General features: G+C 42.8%; 16 protein-coding genes. 11 read left to right on the top strand and 5 right to left on the bottom strand.

The features are described from left to right. Positions 1-30 precede the first annotated feature (30 nt). From AB8P51_RS14250 to AB8P51_RS14240, 3 genes are read left to right on the top strand one after another with little or no spacing between them, the layout of a single operon-like run. Entirely contained in the window at positions 31-1,083 is a 1,053-nt protein-coding gene (locus AB8P51_RS14250; protein ID WP_369749530.1) for an o-succinylbenzoate synthase, read from the top strand. Continuing rightward, the gene (locus AB8P51_RS14245) at positions 1,074-2,009 is read left to right on the top strand and encodes a lysostaphin resistance A-like protein (RefSeq protein ID WP_369749529.1); all 936 of its coding nucleotides are present in this window, start codon (positions 1,074-1,076) and stop codon (positions 2,007-2,009) included. Before AB8P51_RS14250 ends, AB8P51_RS14245 begins: the two co-directional genes overlap by 10 nt. Further along, positions 1,993-3,084, top strand: coding sequence for an AMP-binding protein (locus tag AB8P51_RS14240; RefSeq protein WP_369749528.1), 1,092 nt, complete (start codon positions 1,993-1,995; stop codon positions 3,082-3,084). Before AB8P51_RS14245 ends, AB8P51_RS14240 begins: the two co-directional genes overlap by 17 nt. Here the strand turns inward: AB8P51_RS14240 and AB8P51_RS14235 are convergent. Next, on the bottom strand, positions 3,081-3,836 hold the full coding sequence (locus AB8P51_RS14235; protein ID WP_369749527.1) for a DUF4886 domain-containing protein: 756 nt from the start codon (positions 3,834-3,836) through the stop codon (positions 3,081-3,083). The genes AB8P51_RS14240 and AB8P51_RS14235 overlap by 4 nt on opposite strands. Before the next feature lie 126 nt (positions 3,837-3,962). Between AB8P51_RS14235 and AB8P51_RS14230 the strand changes: the two genes are divergently transcribed. The 4 genes from AB8P51_RS14230 to AB8P51_RS14215 all read left to right on the top strand — a co-directional run bounded on the left by AB8P51_RS14230 (position 3,963) and on the right by AB8P51_RS14215 (position 10,467). Next, positions 3,963-5,294, top strand: coding sequence for a M24 family metallopeptidase (locus AB8P51_RS14230; protein WP_369749647.1), 1,332 nt, complete (start codon positions 3,963-3,965; stop codon positions 5,292-5,294). Between the two features lies 1 nt (position 5,295). After that, entirely contained in the window at positions 5,296-7,509 is a 2,214-nt protein-coding gene (locus tag AB8P51_RS14225) for a TonB-dependent receptor plug domain-containing protein (RefSeq protein ID WP_369749526.1), read from the top strand. Between the two features lie 77 nt (positions 7,510-7,586). Next, complete coding sequence (locus AB8P51_RS14220; protein ID WP_369749525.1) at positions 7,587-9,341, top strand: carboxypeptidase-like regulatory domain-containing protein; 1,755 nt, start codon at positions 7,587-7,589, stop codon at positions 9,339-9,341. A gap of 76 nt (positions 9,342-9,417) precedes the next feature. Continuing rightward, the gene (locus tag AB8P51_RS14215; RefSeq protein WP_369749524.1) at positions 9,418-10,467 is read left to right on the top strand and encodes a carboxypeptidase-like regulatory domain-containing protein; all 1,050 of its coding nucleotides are present in this window, start codon (positions 9,418-9,420) and stop codon (positions 10,465-10,467) included. A gap of 12 nt (positions 10,468-10,479) precedes the next feature. Here AB8P51_RS14215 and AB8P51_RS14210 read toward each other — a convergent pair whose 3' ends face one another. Next, the gene (locus AB8P51_RS14210; RefSeq protein ID WP_369749522.1) at positions 10,480-12,108 is read right to left on the bottom strand and encodes an acyl-CoA carboxylase subunit beta; all 1,629 of its coding nucleotides are present in this window, start codon (positions 12,106-12,108) and stop codon (positions 10,480-10,482) included. Between the two features lie 77 nt (positions 12,109-12,185). Between AB8P51_RS14210 and AB8P51_RS14205 the strand changes: the two genes are divergently transcribed. From AB8P51_RS14205 to ettA, 3 genes are all read left to right on the top strand, one after another. After that, on the top strand, positions 12,186-13,169 hold the full coding sequence (locus tag AB8P51_RS14205; RefSeq protein ID WP_369749521.1) for a Gfo/Idh/MocA family protein: 984 nt from the start codon (positions 12,186-12,188) through the stop codon (positions 13,167-13,169). A gap of 64 nt (positions 13,170-13,233) precedes the next feature. Then, positions 13,234-13,416 carry a CAL67264 family membrane protein gene (locus AB8P51_RS14200; protein WP_369749520.1) on the top strand — a complete coding sequence of 61 codons (183 nt, stop codon included), beginning with the start codon at positions 13,234-13,236 and terminating at the stop codon, positions 13,414-13,416. 50 nt (positions 13,417-13,466) lie between these two features. Then, positions 13,467-15,158, top strand: coding sequence for an energy-dependent translational throttle protein EttA (gene ettA, locus AB8P51_RS14195; RefSeq protein WP_369749519.1), 1,692 nt, complete (start codon positions 13,467-13,469; stop codon positions 15,156-15,158). 9 nt (positions 15,159-15,167) lie between these two features. Here the strand turns inward: ettA and AB8P51_RS14190 are convergent, their stop codons facing one another. Further along, positions 15,168-15,971 carry an MBL fold metallo-hydrolase gene (locus tag AB8P51_RS14190; RefSeq protein WP_369749518.1) on the bottom strand — a complete coding sequence of 268 codons (804 nt, stop codon included), beginning with the start codon at positions 15,969-15,971 and terminating at the stop codon, positions 15,168-15,170. A gap of 60 nt (positions 15,972-16,031) precedes the next feature. After that, positions 16,032-16,493 carry a GNAT family N-acetyltransferase gene (locus AB8P51_RS14185; RefSeq protein WP_369749517.1) on the bottom strand — a complete coding sequence of 154 codons (462 nt, stop codon included), beginning with the start codon at positions 16,491-16,493 and terminating at the stop codon, positions 16,032-16,034. Between the two features lie 155 nt (positions 16,494-16,648). Here AB8P51_RS14185 and AB8P51_RS14180 point away from each other — a divergent pair, with 155 nt between their 5' ends. Beyond that, the gene (locus AB8P51_RS14180) at positions 16,649-17,536 is read left to right on the top strand and encodes a hypothetical protein (RefSeq protein WP_369749516.1); all 888 of its coding nucleotides are present in this window, start codon (positions 16,649-16,651) and stop codon (positions 17,534-17,536) included. 54 nt (positions 17,537-17,590) lie between these two features. Here AB8P51_RS14180 and fumC read toward each other — a convergent pair whose 3' ends face one another. Then, the gene (gene fumC / locus AB8P51_RS14175; RefSeq protein ID WP_369749515.1) at positions 17,591-18,994 is read right to left on the bottom strand and encodes a class II fumarate hydratase; all 1,404 of its coding nucleotides are present in this window, start codon (positions 18,992-18,994) and stop codon (positions 17,591-17,593) included. Between the last annotated feature and the right edge of the window lie 125 nt (positions 18,995-19,119).

Here is a 19,119-nt window from a genome sequence, read left to right as displayed (position 1 = left end):
AAAATATAGCTAAATTTGCACCATCTTCATATGAAAGCTACCATCAAAAGACATCTGCTGAATTTTAAAAAGCCCGGCGGCACTTCAAGAGGAGTCCTGACACATAAAGAAACATGGTTTCTCATCCTCCGGGATGGTGAAAAGGTTGGTATAGGAGAATGTGCAATGTTCAGGGGACTGAGTTATGACGATGTTCCTGTATATGAAGAAAAACTACAGTGGGTCTGTTCAAATATTGCGATAGGCCAGAATGAGTTAATTAAGGCCTTGAGTGAGTTTCCCAGTATACAATTTGGACTGGAACAGGCATTCAGATCACTACAGGCTTCAGATCCATTTTCTCTTTTCACATCAGATTTTACAGAGGGAAAAAAATCAATTGCGATCAATGGACTAATCTGGATGGGCGACAGGAAGTTTATGGAGGAACAGCTTAGTGAGCGGTTGAAAGCCGGATTTACATGTTTGAAACTTAAAATAGGGGCTATTGATTTTGATGCCGAAATTGATATCCTTAAAGGAATACGAAATCTTTATACAGCCAAAGAAATAGAAATAAGGGTGGATGCCAACGGTGCTTTTGGTAAAAAAGATGCCCATAAAAAACTCGAACAACTTGCTGCCCTGGAAATTCATTCCATAGAACAACCCGTAAAGCCCGGACAGACAGGGCTGATGAAGGAGTTATGTGCTGAAGGAATTATCGATATTGCACTGGATGAAGAACTAATTGGTGTTTTGAGTGAAACAAAGAAGAAAGAATTACTACAAATAATAAACCCGGACTATATTATCTTAAAGCCCAGCCTGGTTGGAGGATTTCATGGTAGCCGGGAATGGATTACCTTCGCTGAGGAAATGGGGATAGGTTGGTGGGTGACCAGTGCCCTGGAAAGCAATATAGGTCTCAATGCGATAGCCCAATGGACCTATACACTGCAAAACCCACTCCCACAGGGACTGGGCACAGGTAGTTTGTTTACCAATAATATTGAAAGTCCGCTGGAAGTATATCAGGGCCAACTCTGGTATGGCAAAGAAAAAACATGGTCAACTAATTTAATTCAGGAAGCATGTACATAGAACAAGGTTATGAAGGAGAATTTAAACTTTGGAAGTTTTGGATCCTTCCCCTGGGCTTTATTGTCCTAATGGTATTCAATTATATTTCCGTGCTTTATTCCCCGGTAAGTGTGGATGTGATGATGGCCGAAATGATAGAAAAACTGGGATCTAATGTGGTCCTGATTTTACTTCTTTTTCCCCTGGCAATTGGACTGTTCTTTGTCCTTGGATGGGTAAAGCTAGTGCAATCTCAATCGATAAGAGCCCTTACAACCTCTAGAAAAAAAGTGGATTGGAAAAGAATATGGTTTGCCTTTTTTCTCTGGGGAGGGATCACCGTAGGCCTGACGCTAATTGATGTAGTTCTTTCACCCGAAAAATTTAAATTAAATTTTGAACTTGTCCCATTTTTAAAACTGGCACTGATTGCGATTTTACTCATCCCTTTGCAAACCAGTTTTGAGGAGTATATGTTCCGAGGACATATGATGCAAGGTTTGGGATTGCTGGTGAGAAATCGTTGGTTTCCCTTGTTATTTACCTCCCTGCTCTTCGGGCTAATGCACCTGGGGAATCCCGAAGTAGATACCTTAGGCCCGGGGGTCATGATTTTCTATATTGGCACCGGACTATTCCTGGGCATCATAACACTGATGGATGAAGGTCTTGAACTGGCCCTGGGATTCCATGCCGCCAATAACCTTTTTGGAGCACTGCTGGTTACGGCAGACTGGACTGCATTTCAGACGAATTCTATTTACAGGGATATTTCTGAACCTGTTCTGGGGTGGGACATTCTTGTGCCTGTATTTGTGATCTTCCCCTTGCTACTTTATTTCTTTGCAAAGAAATACGGATGGAAGAACTGGAAGGAAAGACTCGCAGGAAAAGTATACTCAAAAGAAGAATTTGAAGAAAAATACTCCCATGCAAAATCAGTATAAAGAAACGCATCCCTTATTTAAATTTCAGGGTGTACATTTCTCTATTCACGAGCTGAACGATGTGGCTTACAGCCTGATCAAAGAAGGTGATAAGGAAGAACGTCTGATTGGAGATTTTCTGATGGACTGGGTTTCGCCTCATGATTCACTCACCCTGAGAACTTCAGGTTCTACCGGCAAAGCTAAATCCATTCGCGTCACCAAACAGGCTATGGTTAACTCTGCTTTAAGGTCAGCTGATTATTTTGGACTCAGAGCCGGGCAGACAGCATTATTATGTCTTTCAGCCAGCCACATCGCGGCTAAAATGATGTTGGTCCGCGCCATGGTGATCGGACTTTCATTAGATACTGTAGACCCTTCCTCTTCACCCCTAAGTGGCCTGAACAGGAGTTACGACCTGTGCTCCATGGTTCCATTGCAACTGGAGAAATCAATTAAGCATCTTTCCTCAATACATACACTACTTGTGGGAGGGGCACCACTCTCCACCGAATTAAAACTGAAGCTGCAAAAAAGCCCAGCAAGGATATTTGAAACCTATGGAATGACCGAGACTTGTTCGCACATTGCGGTCAGGCCCGTCAACGGAACGGCTAAAGGGCGAAGTGATCAGCTGGCGAAACCATTTGAGACCTTACCCGGAATAACTGTTTCAACTGATAACCGTAATTGTCTGGTAATCAATGCTCCGGATTTAGGGGTTGAATCCCTGGTCACCAACGATCTTGTCAACCTAATTTCAGAAAAGGAATTTACCTGGTTGGGTCGATGGGATAATATCATAAACTCAGGAGGGGTAAAATTAATTCCCGAGGTGATAGAGACTAAACTTAAACCACACATTGAAAATAAATTTATTGTTTTGGGTAAACCCGATAAGGCACTGGGTGAAAAACTAGTACTGGCTATTGAAGGTAAAGGAGATCCGGCTCAAATCCTCAACGACATTTCAGATTTGAATACCCTGGATAAATACGAAATACCCAGGGAAGTGTATTTTATTCCCCGATTTAAAATCTCAGAGAGTGGAAAATTGGATCGCAGATTCCTTGCCGAACAACTGCTGACTTAATTCAGATAAGCCATCCAGACTTCATTTGCCTTTTCCTTGAGGTAAGTGGCGTTTGTAGTTTCTATTCCGGCTGAATAGGAATTCAAAACGGGATCTTTCTCATAGATGGCGGCGTAAAACATAGCGGCAGACAGATAGGAACCCTCCACACTAGGATGAATTCCATCGGCATTGTAAAGCGTCACCTCAGAAGTTGGATCATCCGCAATCTCTTTAAATGCCAGACCTATCGGCACTACAGTGCCAGAGACAAGGGGGGCAGCCTGCTCATATGTCGCCCTGATATTTGTCAGCATGGATGGTTCATCCTTATAAGCCCAGGTCATAAACAGGTAAATTTTAGTTTTGTTGCCAGGCAAGGCGAATTTCATTTCCTGTAAACTCGTAATTGCTTCAGTGGACTGTTCTGAAGCCACGGTTGTGTTTTCCTGGAATATGACCACATCCCAATCCTTTTCGTTTAGCTTGGCAAGGGTATTTGCATTTTCAAGGTGATCCTGCATAGAGGCACCATCCATTGTAATTTTTTCAATTGTCGGACTAAAATCTAATCCGGCCTGGGAGGTAAATCCTTTCAAATAATGATCAATGCCGAGATTGTAATTGGTGTGACTGTTGCCGATAAAAAGGACATTTTTTGCCTGAAATTCGGTCTCAGTATCAGGATCCGGAAGCGTTGTGTCTTTAGCTGACTGTGAACATCCCAGGGACAATACAAGAAAGAAAAGGACGAGGAATGAAAACCATTTCATTCTTAAATATAGGGTATTTTAGTTTCCTTAAAAAACCGTATTTTAAACCACTAATTACTAAGTCCAAAACTCACTATGAATCTATCTTTTAAACGATTTCCCTTTTTATCTCCTACCCATTGTTTTATGATTTGTTTGCTTTGGTTTGCTAGTCCGGCTTTTGCCCAGCATATCCTTCCGGAAAAAGAGCGAGCCCGGGTAATAGATGAAATTCTGGCTGAACGATTTAATTCGCTTTTACCGGAACTTATGGACAAAACGGAGATCGATATGTGGATTCTTATTTCCCGCGAATACAATGAGGATCCCGTTCTACGAACGATGCTTCCTGCCACATGGCTTAATGCGAGACGCAGGACAATTCTCGTTTTTTACAGGGATAAAAACAAGAACACTATTGACAAACTTGCCGTTGCACGATATAATGTAGGTGAGAATATTGAATCTGCCTGGGATAAGGAAAAAGAACCGGATCAATGGAAACGTCTGATGGAGATCATTGAAGAAAAGAATCCTGCAAAAATAGCACTAAATTACTCCAGGGATCACAACATCGCCGACGGACTTGATAAAACAGACTACGATGAATTTATGCAGTATCTGCCATCCCGCTTTAAGAAAAGGGTAGTTTCAGCGGAGCAGCTGGCGGTGCGATGGATAGAAACCCGCACTGAGAGGGAGATGGTTCTTTTCAATCAGTTGGTGAGCATCACCCACGAAATTATTGCTGAAGCCTTTTCAGAAAAGGTAATCACCACAGGGGTCACTACTACTTCAGACGTAGAATGGTGGATGCGACAGAAAGTTACCGAAATGGGAGTTGAAACCTGGTTTCATCCCACCGTGGACATCCAGCGATCTAATGAAGGTCTGGTTAGTCATCTGTATTCATTTTCAGGGCGACCTGAAGATATGGTGATTTTACCCGGTGATCTATTGCATTGTGATTTTGGCATCACATATCTCAGGCTGAATACCGATTGCCAGGAATTGGCTTATGTCTTAAAACCGGGCGAAACGTCGGCTCCTTCCTTCCTAGTTGAAGCGCTTAAAAAAGGGAATAGGGTTCAGGACCATTTAACCGAAAGTATGAAGGAAGGACTCACAGGCAATGAAATTCTAAGCACTGCCCTGGATAAAGGAAGGAATGAAGGTCTGCGACCTGCAATTTATACACATCCATTGGGAGCATACGGCCACTCCGCGGGAACTACTATTGGGATGTGGGATTCTCAGGGAGGAGTAATGAAAGACGATGGGGAAAACTATCCGCTTAATCTCAACACCGTATACGCCATAGAACTTAATTCTACGGTTCATCTGCCGGAATGGGATCGTGATATACGTATTATGCTGGAGGAAGCCGGATTTTTCGGCCCTGAAGGTTTTAGATATGTCAACGGAAGACAAACCGAATTACTTTTAATTCCGAGGCTTGTGCCTCACCAAGGTCAGTGATATGAGGAAATTAGTTTTTTTGATATTTATGCTACTGCTCAGTGGTATGATTCTAAAGTCACAAGAAGCTCCAAACCCTAATACTACCATATTCTGGGACACTTCTGTTTCAATGAAAGACAGGAATCTTGATAAAGATCTGGAAGTACTCCATAAGGTTTTCCAGCGCAGCCCCGATCAGGAAGTTCAACTGCTGCTGTTCAATATAGGGATTGTAGAAAAAACGTATCAGATTAAAGGAGGTAACTGGGAAAGTTTACGCAGCGATCTGGAGAATGTTCAATACGATGGAGCGACATACTATGCCTTACTCAGTGACCAGGCCAGACACCCAAATATTTACTTGTTTACCGATGGAAATCGGGGACTTGAGAAGGACGCCCCTGATCTGCCTGCCAAAAGCTTCCTGATTAATAGTTCACCTAATCGGGATGAGGAATTTCTCAAAAGGTCAGCCCTGATCAACAGGTATCGCTTAATGGATTTTGCCGCGATTTTACCAGAGAATATCGCTAGTTTGAAAAAGCCAGTGGGTAGTAATAAAAAGCTGGTAAAAGGGAAGGTTTATATTGATAACGTTCCTGTACCAGATGTAGTGGTTGCGGTGAAGGGCATGCCCGGAGGTACAAGATCGGTTGTTGACGGTAGTTTTTCCATTGAAGCTCAACCCGGAGATAGTCTGCTACTCAGCAGTAGAAGCAGAAATACCTATAAAGTGGTGGCCGTGGAAAATACAGACCAGATGAATGTGTTTCTTGAAGGCAATGTCTTCACCCTCGACGAGGTAACACTGGTGGAAAGAAGACAGGAAGAGGTAGAAGCTGAAGTGGTTACTGCTTATGGGAAAGAAAATAAAGAGAAAATTGGATATGCGGCACAATCGATAGGCGATGAATCGATAACACCAATTCAGACGGATGTTTCTCAGGCAGTGTTGAATAAATTTTCTAATGTAACCCTGAGGAATGACGAAGATTTGAGTAGGGCAACTATGCGATCAAATACTTCCATTTTAGGCAATAATTATGGATTGGTGGTGATAGATGGGGTGCCGCAAAGACAATCGGATTCTTCCCGCGATGGAGTGCAGCAATTTGCAGAGCGACAAAATAGTCAGACGAGCTTCGACTACGTAAATCCAGACAACATAGCGTCAATTACCGTACTGAAAGGATATGCAGCCACCAATAAATACGGTAGTTTAGGAGCAAATGGTGTTATTCTGATAACAACCAAGACTGCCATGGCTTCTAAAAAAACAGGAGAACCAACAGACCTGGCGAGGTTAACGGATAATATTTATGATGATGAGAAGTCGACAGAAATGAGACGATCCACCATCAGGAAATCACTTGAGCAATCGAAATCTGCAGAGGAAGCTTATCGCACATATCTGGAGATGCGCCCCTCCGCTGAAGATAACATGCAGTTTTTCTTCGACGCCGCTGATTATTTTAAATCGAGCGACAGTCAGCGGGCGGCTGCTATTACTTCCAGCATACTTGAACTTTTTCCAAAGGATATTAAAACGCTCAGGGCAGTTTCTTTGTTCTTATCGGAAGTAGGGAAAAATGAGCAGGTAGCAGCGATCAACAAAGAGATCATAGAAATGGATGAGAAGAATGTACAGGCATGGCTCGATCTGGCTGTAGCCCATAGGAATCTTGGGGAATATCAGAAGTCGTTACAGCAACTACTGGCCTTACAGGGCAATTCAGCCCCTGCTGCCCTTAGTGTAAAAAGCGTGAGTAAAACAGTGAACAGGGAATTGAAAAATCTGATTTTCAGGCACAGCGGTGATTTAAATACAACCGGGGTTCCATCGAACTACTTGAATAATATAAAATACAATGTTCGCCTGGTTTTCGAGTGGAATGACCCTGAAGCCGAATTCAATCTGCAGTTTGTCAACCCCCAGAAGCGCTATTTTAATTGGGAGCACAACAGTACCTCTGGTTCAGATCGAATGAAGGACGAGATTTTAAATCGGTACTCTTCTGAAGAATTCGAATTCTATGGGGAAGGAGTTCAGGGAGAATGGATCCTCAATGCCACCTATCTCAATCATATCGATATAACGAATCAGGTTCCCCTGGTATTAAAATGTACCCTCTATCAGAACTTTGGATACCCCGATCAAACTTCAGAAGTAATCGTCCTTAGCTTTAACACACCCGGCGAAACCAAACTGTTAAAAACGGTGCAGGTAAATTAAAGGCCAAAATTTCTTAACTTTAAGGAGATTGTTATAATATTTGACAGTTTAATTGCTTGATTAAAAACACTACAGCTATGAAAAGAAATCTAATTACTTCAGTATTGCTTTGCTGTCTGTTTGTCCTGCAGGGGCAGGACAAACAACTTACTATCCGTGGTAAGGTATCTAATATGGACACGCCTTTAGTGAATGCAGAGGTAAGCTCAGAAAAGAGCGGTGAGACGGTAAAAACCGACATTAACGGTAAGTACGAATTAAATACATCTGCAGGCGACCTGGTAACCTTTTCCTACCCGGGCCTTTCCGATATGGAAATAGTTGTTGAAGATGTGAGTTCCATTCTAAATATCAAAATGAATGCTGCCGTAAATGTGCTGGATGAAGTAGTCCTTGAAAAAACCAAAATTAAGAGTCAGGCTCAATTACGAATGGAGTACAACAGCAATAAGAACCTGCTAAAGACTGCCTTTGGAATTCTGGATAAGGACATCACTAATTTTTCAGTTCGAATTATTGATAAATCTCAGTTGTTGTTTGGAACGATCGACCTGGCATCCGCAATCCAGTACAGATTTCCCGGAGTAAGGGTGGAGCGACTTGCCGAGAGCTTTAACAAACCCACTATCTATCTTCGTGGGGCATCACAGGGTTTGTTCCCTGCAATTTACGATGTTGACGGTCTGATTCTCAATGAATTCCCCGACTTTATTATGGTTGAAAATGTTGAAAGAATCGGAATCCTCAGTGGCCTGGGATTGGTGACAAAATACGGAGGAAATGGAAATGGAGGCGTAATCGTCATCAATACAAAAGGGGGGAATACGTATCGTGATCCAAGGACAGGGGGCCCTTATGACCAGGCCTTACTGAGAAATAATATATACGAAGGCAATGCGCTCTCAAAAGAGCAGGCCAGTAAAAATGTGCCTACTTACCTGAAGGAATTATACGCAACTACTTCCGAAGGGGAGGCAGTAGAACTTTATAAGGAACAATCAGCCAGGTACACTAGTTCAATGTACTACTTCCTGGATGTCTTCGGGTATTTTGCGGCCAAATGGAAGAATACCAGTTTTGCTGATCAAATTATTGAGGATCACTGGTATTTATTTAAAGACAATCCCGTTGGGATGAAGGCGCTGGCATACCTCTACCAAACCCTGGGAAATAATGAAAAGGCACATAAGCTCTACAAGGAAATCTTTATTTTAAGACCTAATTACGCGCAATCCTACAGGGATCTGGCCCTGAGTTATACCGATATAGGCGATTACAGGAAATCGGCGTCTATCTATGCCCGATATGATTATCTGGTAGCGGAAGGGTTTATTAGGGCTGAAGACAAAGAATTCACCCCTCTTATGGAACGCGAATTCAGTAACCTGCTCGAACTCCATAGAAAAGAACTTACCTCGACGGAAACAAAGAAAGGGCCTTCACTAAATAGTGGCTTTGAAGGTACACGACTGGTATTCGAATGGAATGACAGCGAGGCAGAGTTTCAGTTACAGTTTGTCAATCCCAATGACAAGTATTACAATTGGGAACACAGCATGCTGGCAGACCCTGAACTTATTCGTGTTGAAAAACTTAAAGGATACTCGTGTAAGGAATATTTAATTGATGGCTCGATTACGGGCCAATGGAAGGTGAATCTGAAATACCTGGGGAATAAGAGCTTGACACCCGCCTATCTCAAAGTGACGATTTATCATAATTTTGGCTCCAAATCTCAACGCAAGGAAATAAAAGTATTCAAGTTGCAATTAAAGAATGTTAATCAGGAGTTATTTAAAGTTCAAAATTCTTTATCGCTTGTTTCCAACTAGGTCAGTTGCTACTCTCTTATTTTTACTTGCTGTATATCAATTAGGATACGGACAACGAGATTATAAGGGGGTTATTTTGGATAAAAATACAAATGAACCAATCCCATATGTGAACATCGGTTTTCCTAAAAAGGGAATTGGAACCGTAAGCGATGAAGAGGGTCTGTTTCATTTGGAAATTGATACTAAACTTTTAGGGACTTCGGAAATTCTGCAATTCTCTTCCCTGGGTTATAGTACGATTAATAGAAAAGCTTCTGAGCTCGTGTTTAGCTACAATGAGTATCCTATAATCTATATGGAGCCCATGGCCGAACAATTAAATCCGGTTGTTGTTACGGACGCTGGTTTATTCGAATCAGGGGATCGCATAGGATATAAAAACGGAGGCCACCAGTTTTATGGATACTGGAAAGATAATATCGCACTTGGTGGAGAATTGGCCACAAGGATTAAGGTAAAAAAGGGCCTTCGCAGATTAAACGAATTCACCTTTGAGGTCTGGGGAAATACCTCAGACAGTGTTTTAGTTAGGATTAACTTTTACGATACTGATGGTGCGAACGGCTTCCCAGGAACAAACCTGAATTCAAGCGGTAGCAATATATTGTATACCATCCCATCCACACCTGAAGTAGCAACAGTAGACCTGCGTGAATTTGACCTTTTTGTCCGTGATGATTTTATTGTGAGCCTTGAATTACTAAAAGTTTACGGGCCATCCAAAATTGGGCTTGTTCTGGCTGCTGCCAATAATCGCTTTACCGATTCCTATAAGAAATATGCCAGTCAGGACGATTGGAAGATCTTGAGAGATGCTGCCATGGCCTACGAGCTTGAATCCACCTTGTTTTCCAAAAAGGCAGTAAAAGACAGATCCAGAAGTAAAAAGAAGGCAGATAAATCAATTATTACGGGCTATGTATTTCATGGAAATATAGCTTTACCGAATGTAACGGTTACCAACTTTAGTAATGGAGTCTCCGTTAACACAAATGAAAATGGGAATTATCAGATAGAAGCTAAATCAGGAGACCTGCTTCAATTCAAGGCGAAGGGGATGAAAACTTTAACCGTGAAGATCCTTGAAAAGAAGTTTATCAATATCAGACTTGAAAGATCCTGAAACAAGCCTTGCTTACACCTGTAAAACGCCCATATTAAAGGGTTTTTCGATGGGGGCATGGTTAGCTGCCTCAATCCCCATGGATATCCATTTTCGGGTTTCCAGCGGATCTATGATGGCATCAGTCCATAATCGCGCTGCAGCGTAATAGGGAGAAATCTGATCGTCATAGCGTTCCTTTATTTTATCGTAGAGTTCCTTCTCTTTTTCTGCTGTGATTTTTTCCCCTTTCTTTTTCAGGGAAGCTGTTTCTATTTGCAATAAAACCTTGGCAGCTGAATTCCCGCTCATAACTGCCAGCTCTGCACTGGGCCACGCAACTATCAGGCGGGGATCATAGGCCTTCCCACACATGGCATAATTTCCTGCACCATAGCTATTTCCAATAACCACTGTAAACTTGGGTACCACGGAATTACTTACGGCATTTACCATCTTAGCCCCGTCTTTTATGATTCCGCCGTGTTCGCTTTTACTCCCCACCATAAAGCCGGTGACATCCTGCAAAAACACCAGAGGTATCTTTTTCTGATTGCAATTGGCAATAAATCGGGTGGCTTTATCAGCCGAATCGGAATAGATCACTCCCCCAAATCGCATTTCACCTTTTTTGGTCTTTACCACCTTTCGCTGGTTTGCGACAATGCCTACAGCCCAGCCATCTATCCTGGCATAACCCGTAAGTAGGGTCTTCCCGAATCCTTCTTTGTACTGTTCAAATTCGGAATTGTCCACCAGACGTTTGATGATCTCCAGCATATCGTACTGATCTGACCTCTTCTTTGGCAGGATTCCAAATATTTCATTCTCCTTCTCCTTTGGGGCAGAGGGTTTAGTTCTACTAAAACCGGCAGAATCAGGAGCTCCGAATTTATCAAGAAGCTTTTTGATCGTATCAAGTGCATCCTTGTCATCTTTAGCCTTATAATCGGTCACCCCACTGATCTCACAATGGGTAGTGGCTCCGCCCAGTGTTTCGTTGTCTACCTGCTCTCCGATGGCGGCCTTTACTAGATAACTTCCTGCCAGGAAAATACTTCCGGTTTTTTCAACAATCAGGGCTTCATCACTCATAATGGGCAGATAAGCACCTCCTGCAACACAACTTCCCATTACGGCAGCGATCTGCGGGATTCCCATACTGCTCATTACCGCATTATTCCTGAATATTCTTCCAAAATGTTCCTTATCCGGAAAAATCTGTTCCTGCATAGGCAGGTATACCCCTGCACTGTCTACCAGATAAATAATTGGCAATTTGTTTTCAATGGCAATCTCCTGTGCTCTCAGATTCTTTTTTCCGGTGATTGGGAACCAGGCTCCGGCTTTTACTGTGGCATCATTGGCCACCACAATACATTGCCTGCCTTGTACATATCCTATAACAACAACTACACCGCCTGACGGACAACCTCCGTGTTCTTCATACATGTCCTTCCCTGCCAGGGCGCCTATTTCTATCCGCTTTGAGTCTTTGTCTAAAAGATAGTCGATGCGCTCACGTGCAGTCATCTTTCCCTGGGAATGATGTTTTTCAATCCGTGCTTTCCCACCTCCCAGCGCAGTTTTAGCAAGCTGTTTTTTAAGTTCTGAACTCTTTAATTTGTTGTGATCTTCGTTGATATTGAAGTTGATATCCATATGTGCCGAAGTGTTTCTTTTAAACGCCTAAAGATAAGGAGTAATATTCATTAACTTTGACAAAAATACCATGGAATATGCCAAATAGTGTGGGTTGGGGAATTATAGGATTAGGGAATATCGCTCAGAAATTTGCCAAAGACTTGGCCCTTGTACACGATGCAGCTCTAATGGGAGTTGCCTCAAGATCAATGGTCAAGGCCAAGAAGTTCAAAGAAGAATTTAAAGTGCCCTATGCATTCGATAACTATATGGCATTGCTCAATTGTGAGGAGGTGGAAGTAGTCTATATCGCCTTGCCACATACCGAACATCTGGAATGGAGTTTAAAGGCGATGGAGAAGGGCAAGCACGTATTGTGTGAGAAACCGGCAGGAATTGATCGTAAACAGGTGGAGGCAATGATCGCAGCCTCCGAAAAGAATAATGTCTTTTTTATGGAAGCGCTATGGAGCCGCTTTATCCCGTCCATCCGAAAAATCAAGGAGAGTGTGGAAGCCGGAGAGATCGGAGCCGTGGGGTATCTCCATGCCGATTTTGCTTTTTTTGCCATGGATAGGGACAGCCAGGGCAGGCTTTTGAACCCTAAGCTGGCAGGTGGCTCCCTCCTCGATATCGGGATATATCCTGTTTTTCTCGCCTACCTGATTCTTGGTATGCCTGATGATATTAAGGCTGATGCGAAATTCCTTGACAGCGGAACTGAAGTTCAGATCGCCATTACATTTACGTACAAGTCGGCCCATGCTCATTTATTTAGTGGCTTAACGGCTACCAGTCCGATGAGTGCCACCATATCTGGCAATGACGGCACCCTTATCATCCATTCGAGATGGCATGAGGCAGAACGTTTTACTCTAGATGTTGACGGACAAAGGGAGGAATTTCATTACCCAACTGTTGGCAAAGGATATACTTATGAGATAGAAGAGGTCCAACGCTGCCTTGCAGAAAACAAAATAGAAAGTCCGTTCTGGTCACATTCTAATAGCCTGGATTTGATTACCCTTCTGGATAAAATCAGAGAAATTGCAGGGATCCGTTTTCCTTTTGAAGGATAAAATCTTTTACCAGGGGTTAATTTCACATGATTTTACGATATTTGATTTTACTAAACTAACTTTTATGGGAATGAACAAGAATACTGTCCTCGCCTGGGCTACCTTTATAATGATTTTAGTGGGCTTAGGTTTAATAGGTTTGGGAGCCTTTCGCTACGACGATGTTGCCGGCTGGGGTTTCGCTTCCGTTGGGATTGGTTTTTTTGCCATAGCATGGGTTTTTAACGCCCTGAAAGGAAGGGTCTAGAAACTGAAGGCTGCTTTTCACTCGATTTTCTTAAAGTAACTCTACAACAAATGTCAGACGATAAAAAGGTCATATTCTCCATGTCGGGGGTTTCCAAGACCTACAAGAATGCGAATACCCCTGTACTTAAAAATATATACCTCAGTTTCTTCTATGGGGCCAAAATAGGAATCCTCGGTTTAAATGGATCCGGAAAGTCTACCTTGCTTCGGATCATAGCAGGGGAGGATAAGAATTACCAGGGTGACGTTGTTTTTTCCCCGGGTTACAAAGTGGGCTATCTGGAACAGGAACCTGTATTAGACGATTCCAAAACCGTCCTTGATATTGTCAAGGAAGGGGTGTCAGAGACTGTGGCCATCCTCGATGAATACAACAAGATCAACGATATGTTTGGTTTACCTGAAGTGTATGAGGACGCTGATAAAATGCAAAAGCTCATGGATAAACAGGCGGCCCTGCAAGACCAGATCGATGCGGCAAACGCCTGGGAGCTCGACACCAAGCTCGAGATTGCCATGGATGCCCTCAGGACACCAGATCCCGACAAGAAAATAGAAGTGTTGTCAGGGGGTGAAAGGAGACGCGTAGCCTTATGCCGACTTCTGCTGCAAGAACCAGACATTCTCTTGCTGGATGAACCTACCAACCACCTTGATGCCGAATCGGTTCACTGGTTAGAGCATCACCTGGCCACCTATAAGGGTACGGTAATTGCTGTTACTCACGACCGGTACTTTCTTGATAACGTAGCCGGTTGGATCCTCGAACTGGATAGGGGAGAAGGGATTCCGTGGAAAGGAAATTACAGCAGCTGGCTCGATCAGAAATCGAAGCGTCTGGCCCAGGAGTCCAAGCAGGCTTCCAAACGTCAAAAGACTCTGGAGCGTGAGCTGGAATGGGTTAGGCAGGGGGCGAAAGGCCGCCAGACCAAACAAAAGGCCCGTTTAAAGAATTACGATAAATTATTGAGTCAGGATCAAAAGCAACTTGATGAGAAATTAGAGATCTATATCCCCAACGGCCCCAGGTTGGGTACCAATGTGATAGAGGCTATTGGCGTTAGTAAGGCTTATGACGATAAGTTGCTTTACGACGATCTTAATTTTAAACTTCCACAGGCGGGAATTGTAGGGATAATAGGGCCCAACGGAGCAGGTAAGACCACCATATTTAAAATGATCATGGGGGAGATTACCCCTGATAAAGGTGAATTTAAAGTGGGGGAAACGGCAAAACTGGCCTATGTAGACCAAAGTCATTCTAATATAGATTCCAGTAAGACTATCTGGGAAAATTTCAGCGACGGACAGGAACTAATTCTAATGGGAGGCCGACAGGTGAATTCCAGGGCTTATCTGAGTCGATTTAACTTCTCAGGAAGCGAGCAAAATAAAAAAGTGAATATGCTTTCCGGAGGGGAGCGCAACAGGTTGCACCTTGCAATGACCCTGAAGGAAGAGGGTAACGTACTGTTACTCGATGAGCCTACCAACGACCTCGATGTGAATACCCTGAGGGCACTTGAAGAAGGTCTTGAGAACTTTGCAGGATGTGCAGTTATAATTTCCCACGATCGTTGGTTTCTTGACAGGGTTTGTACACATATACTCGCATTTGAAGGTAATTCGCAGGTTTATTTCTTTGAGGGATCCTTTTCTGAGTATGAAGAAAACAAGAAAAAACGCCTGGGAGCTGATCTTACTCCCAAGCGCCTCAAGTATAAAAAATTAATTCGTTAAGCGAAAAGCTTAGTAAGCCTCAGCGGGGTACCAGTCTAATTGCACCACTTCTATATTTGAGTCGCCGCTGTTGACCTGACTCGCAAATTGATTGACGTCGCTTACATCAGGTCGGCCGCGATAATGATAGGGATACACCTGTTTGGGTTTAAATTCCAGAACCGCATCCGCCGCACTATCTACCGTCATCGTATAAGGTAGATTCATACAGATAAAAGCCTTATCAATATTTTCTAAAGCACGCATCTCAGGAATATCTTCAGTATCCCCCGAGTAGTAAAGTCTTTGCCCGCCTATATTCAGTACATAGCCATTACCTCTTCCCTTTACGTGGAAATTCTTTGCCTCTTCTCTAAGGTTGTACATGGGAATGGCTTCAACTACTATGTTAAATCTTTCTTTGGTATCCCCGTTGTTCAATATGTCCAGTTGAGGGGCAAATTGAGCAGGCATCTGATCTGCAACGGCCTGCGGTACTATTATTTTTGCTTCGGAAGTGTCTAATCCCTCCAGGGTTTCCGCATTGAAATGATCCCCGTGGATGTCTGTGATCAGGATGAGGTCTGGTTTGGGGTGCTTTGCAAAAGCTTCTGAGCCACCAACGGGATCAATGTATATGGTGATGTCTCCCCATTGGACAACCGCCGTGGCATGTTCCACAGGAGTGATTATTAGCTGATCTTCCTCAGCTGAATTTTGTGCGCTTAGTTGGGAGTCGGAATTTCCTGCCTCCGAAGCATCGGCTTTTTTAGCTTCTTTACAGGAAACCAGAATCAGCAACAATACAGCAAATAACTTAAAAGATGTTTTCATTCCTATTATTTAATAAGGTTCATGGATAAAATTAAAGATAATCAGCTTCAGGGAGATACATTATACCTTTAATAACATTTTAATATTACTACGGGCGTAGGGGGGTGGATTTTCCATTTCGATCGTTTTAAACCCGAATTTTTTGTATAAATGGATGGCTGGTGTCAATATGGTGTTTGAATATAAAACCAGGCTTTCTTTACCCTGCTCCCTGGTGTACTGTATGGAAAAGGCCAGGAGATCATGACCTATTTTCTTTCCCTGAAATTTCTCTTTTACTGCCATTTTGCCGAGTTCAAAGCTTTCATTGTTATAAGGGATAAGTGAAAAGCATCCAGCAATGCTATTGTCGTATTGAGCAAAGAAGATCGCTCCACCCCGGTCAATGATTTCTTCCTCGGCATTATTTAACAAATCCCTGTCCTTGGGTTCTACGTAGAAGTACTGCTTAAGCCAGGCTAGATTCATATCTCTGAATTCAGCTGCAAGTTCAGGTCGATAAGGAATAATTTGTAGTGCCATAGTCAAGGACTTATTTCTTGAAAAGATTGATCTCTACTTATTTGGCGGGCAGAAATTACAATATATTTTAAAGTAAAAAATCTAAAAACCGACTTTCCCCGTATATAGCATGTAAACACGTTACAAAAAGAAAAGCGTATTAAACTTTTTACACTATGACTGAAACAAAAAGCAATAATGGATTAAAGGTAATTGCCGGTTTATTGGGTGTTGTACTTTTAGGTACCATCATTTACACTGTGAGTCTTTACCAGGACAAAAAGAAAAGAGAAACCGAACTTACTCAGGAAAAAGAATTGGTTGTTGAAGACCTAAGAAGCCTGCAGTCTGAGTATGACAAGGCTATTCTCGAAAGCAATGCCACAAACGAAGAATTGGTTGCAGCAAGAGACAGGATTGCAAAGTACATCGACTCTGTGCAAACAATGAAGGCTGATATTTCTTCATTGAGAAGGTACAGAAATCAGGTTGCCGTTCTTAGAAAAGAAAGAGAACAATTGTTAATTCAGGTTGATTCACTTACCCGTTCTAACTCGCTTTTAGCGATGCAGCGTGACAGTACTTTCGTGGAATTGGAAAAACAAGCTGTATTCAACGATTCTTTAGTTGTTCAGAACACTCAGTTAGCTGAGGCTGTTGAAAGAGGATCAGCTTTAAACCTTTCTCAGTTTAATGTTGATGCTGTTAAGGAAAGAAGCAGCGGTAGATTGGTTTCTACACCTAGGGCCAGCCGTACCGATAAGCTCAAAGTTTGTTTCACTATTGCCGATAATGTTATTGCGCAAGCCGGAGACAGACAATTCCTTATCGAAGTATTGGATCCACAAGGAAATGTTCTTGGAGGTGGAAGCACAAAGTCTACAGATGAAGGCGCTTCTGTTACTTATACAAAAGCAACTGATTTTTACTACGAAAACCAGGATCTGGATGTTTGTGACTTTATCAACAATCCAGGTGGTGATTTCCAATCAGGAAACTACATGGTAAACGTTTATGACGATAACCTGAAGCTTCTTGGAACTTCTAAGTTCACTCTGAAGTAAGATATAATTCTTATAAAATTAAGGGCCTTCATCTGAAGGCCCTTTTTTTTTGACTTATTTCTTTTTTATTGAGCCGGTCATGTCCTCCGGTTTTACCCATTTATCGTATTCCTCAGCAGTAACATATCCCAGGTTGATGGCCTCTTCCCTGAGCGTAGTACCATTCGCATGAGCTGTATTCGCTATTTCGGCAGCTTTATAATAACCGATCTTTGTATTCAGGGCAGTAACCAGCATCAAAGAGTTGTTAAGCAATTCTTTAATGACTTTATGGTTGGGCTCAATACCGGCAGCACAGTGAATATCGAAACTAACACAGGCATCGCCCAGTAATTCAGCAGATTGTAGCACGTTGGCGGCCATTACAGGTTTGAATACATTTAATTCGTAATGTCCCTGGGCGCCTCCGACGGAAACAGCGACGTCGTTACCCATCACCTGTGCACATACCATTGTAAGGGCTTCACACTGAGTAGGATTTACTTTCCCGGGCATAATGGAGCTTCCCGGTTCATTGGCCGGAATAATGATCTCTCCGATTCCCGATCTGGGTCCGGATGCCATCATACGTATGTCATTGGCGATTTTGTTAAGAGAAACGGCCAATTGCTTTAACGCCCCGTGTGTCTCAACAAGTGCATCATGGGCAGCGAGAGCCTCAAATTTATTCGTTGCCGTTTTAAAGGGAAGTCCAGTAAATTCCGCAATGTATTTTGCTACGAGGACATCATAACCCTCAGGTGTATTCAATCCGGTACCTACGGCAGTTCCCCCAAGAGCGAGTTCACTTAAATGATCAAGGGTATTATGTAAAGCTTTTAAGCCATGGTCTAGTTGGGATACATACCCTGAAAATTCCTGCCCTAAGGTCAGGGGGGTAGCATCCATTAGGTGGGTTCTCCCTATTTTTACGATGTCTTCAAACTCATCCACCTTTTTTTGCAGGGTATCCCGCAGCTGGGTGACCCCGGGGATGGTTACTTTGAAAATTTTATCATAGGCAGCAATATGCATCCCGGTTGGGAAAGTATCATTTGAAGATTGCGACTTATTTACATCGTCGTTGGGCTGTATGGTTTTTTTACCTTCCCCGATTTTCTGACCGGCTAATTCATGTGCCCGGTTGGCAATTACTTCATTGACATTCATGTTGCTCTGGGTACCCGATCCTGTTTGCCAGATGACCAGGGGAAACTGATCGTCGAGTTTACCTTCCAGGATTTCATCGCATACTCTGGCGATCAGGTCGCGTTTTTCAGCTTCCAGGACACCTAATTCACAATTGGCATAGGCTGCAGCTTTCTTAAGGTAGGCAAAGCCGTATACGATATCCAAGGGCATAGAGGCTGGCGGACCTATTTTAAAATTGTTCCTGGACCTTTCGGTCTGGGCTCCCCAATATTTATCGGCCGGGACTTTCACTTCCCCCATGGTGTCTTTTTCAATCCTGAATTTCATCGTATCGAATTTTTATATCAACAAAGGTAAGGCTTGGAGCAGAAATTCCATTTTACATGCTGATAATTTTCTGCTTTCGGATTTGCAATTTTTAGGAATTTCCAAGTATCTTTGCTTTATAAAGC

This window comes from Muriicola sp. SD30, from assembly GCF_041205185.1.
GTDB lineage: Bacteria > Bacteroidota > Bacteroidia > Flavobacteriales > Flavobacteriaceae > Muriicola.
This window is presented reverse-complemented; position numbering and strand designations above follow the sequence as displayed.

Coding starts and splice junctions, on each gene's coding strand:
- AB8P51_RS14250 (WP_369749530.1), top strand. CDS start 31: ATGAAAGCTACCATCAAAAGACATCTGCTGAATTTTAAAAAGCCCGGC.
- AB8P51_RS14245 (WP_369749529.1), top strand. CDS start 1,074: ATGTACATAGAACAAGGTTATGAAGGAGAATTTAAACTTTGGAAGTTT.
- AB8P51_RS14240 (WP_369749528.1), top strand. CDS start 1,993: ATGCAAAATCAGTATAAAGAAACGCATCCCTTATTTAAATTTCAGGGT.
- AB8P51_RS14235 (WP_369749527.1), bottom strand. CDS start 3,836: ATGAAATGGTTTTCATTCCTCGTCCTTTTCTTTCTTGTATTGTCCCTG.
- AB8P51_RS14230 (WP_369749647.1), top strand. CDS start 3,963: ATGATTTGTTTGCTTTGGTTTGCTAGTCCGGCTTTTGCCCAGCATATC.
- AB8P51_RS14225 (WP_369749526.1), top strand. CDS start 5,296: ATGAGGAAATTAGTTTTTTTGATATTTATGCTACTGCTCAGTGGTATG.
- AB8P51_RS14220 (WP_369749525.1), top strand. CDS start 7,587: ATGAAAAGAAATCTAATTACTTCAGTATTGCTTTGCTGTCTGTTTGTC.
- AB8P51_RS14210 (WP_369749522.1), bottom strand. CDS start 12,108: ATGGATATCAACTTCAATATCAACGAAGATCACAACAAATTAAAGAGT.
- AB8P51_RS14205 (WP_369749521.1), top strand. CDS start 12,186: ATGCCAAATAGTGTGGGTTGGGGAATTATAGGATTAGGGAATATCGCT.
- AB8P51_RS14200 (WP_369749520.1), top strand. CDS start 13,234: ATGGGAATGAACAAGAATACTGTCCTCGCCTGGGCTACCTTTATAATG.
- ettA (WP_369749519.1), top strand. CDS start 13,467: ATGTCAGACGATAAAAAGGTCATATTCTCCATGTCGGGGGTTTCCAAG.
- AB8P51_RS14190 (WP_369749518.1), bottom strand. CDS start 15,971: ATGAAAACATCTTTTAAGTTATTTGCTGTATTGTTGCTGATTCTGGTT.
- AB8P51_RS14185 (WP_369749517.1), bottom strand. CDS start 16,493: ATGGCACTACAAATTATTCCTTATCGACCTGAACTTGCAGCTGAATTC.
- AB8P51_RS14180 (WP_369749516.1), top strand. CDS start 16,649: ATGACTGAAACAAAAAGCAATAATGGATTAAAGGTAATTGCCGGTTTA.
- fumC (WP_369749515.1), bottom strand. CDS start 18,994: ATGAAATTCAGGATTGAAAAAGACACCATGGGGGAAGTGAAAGTCCCG.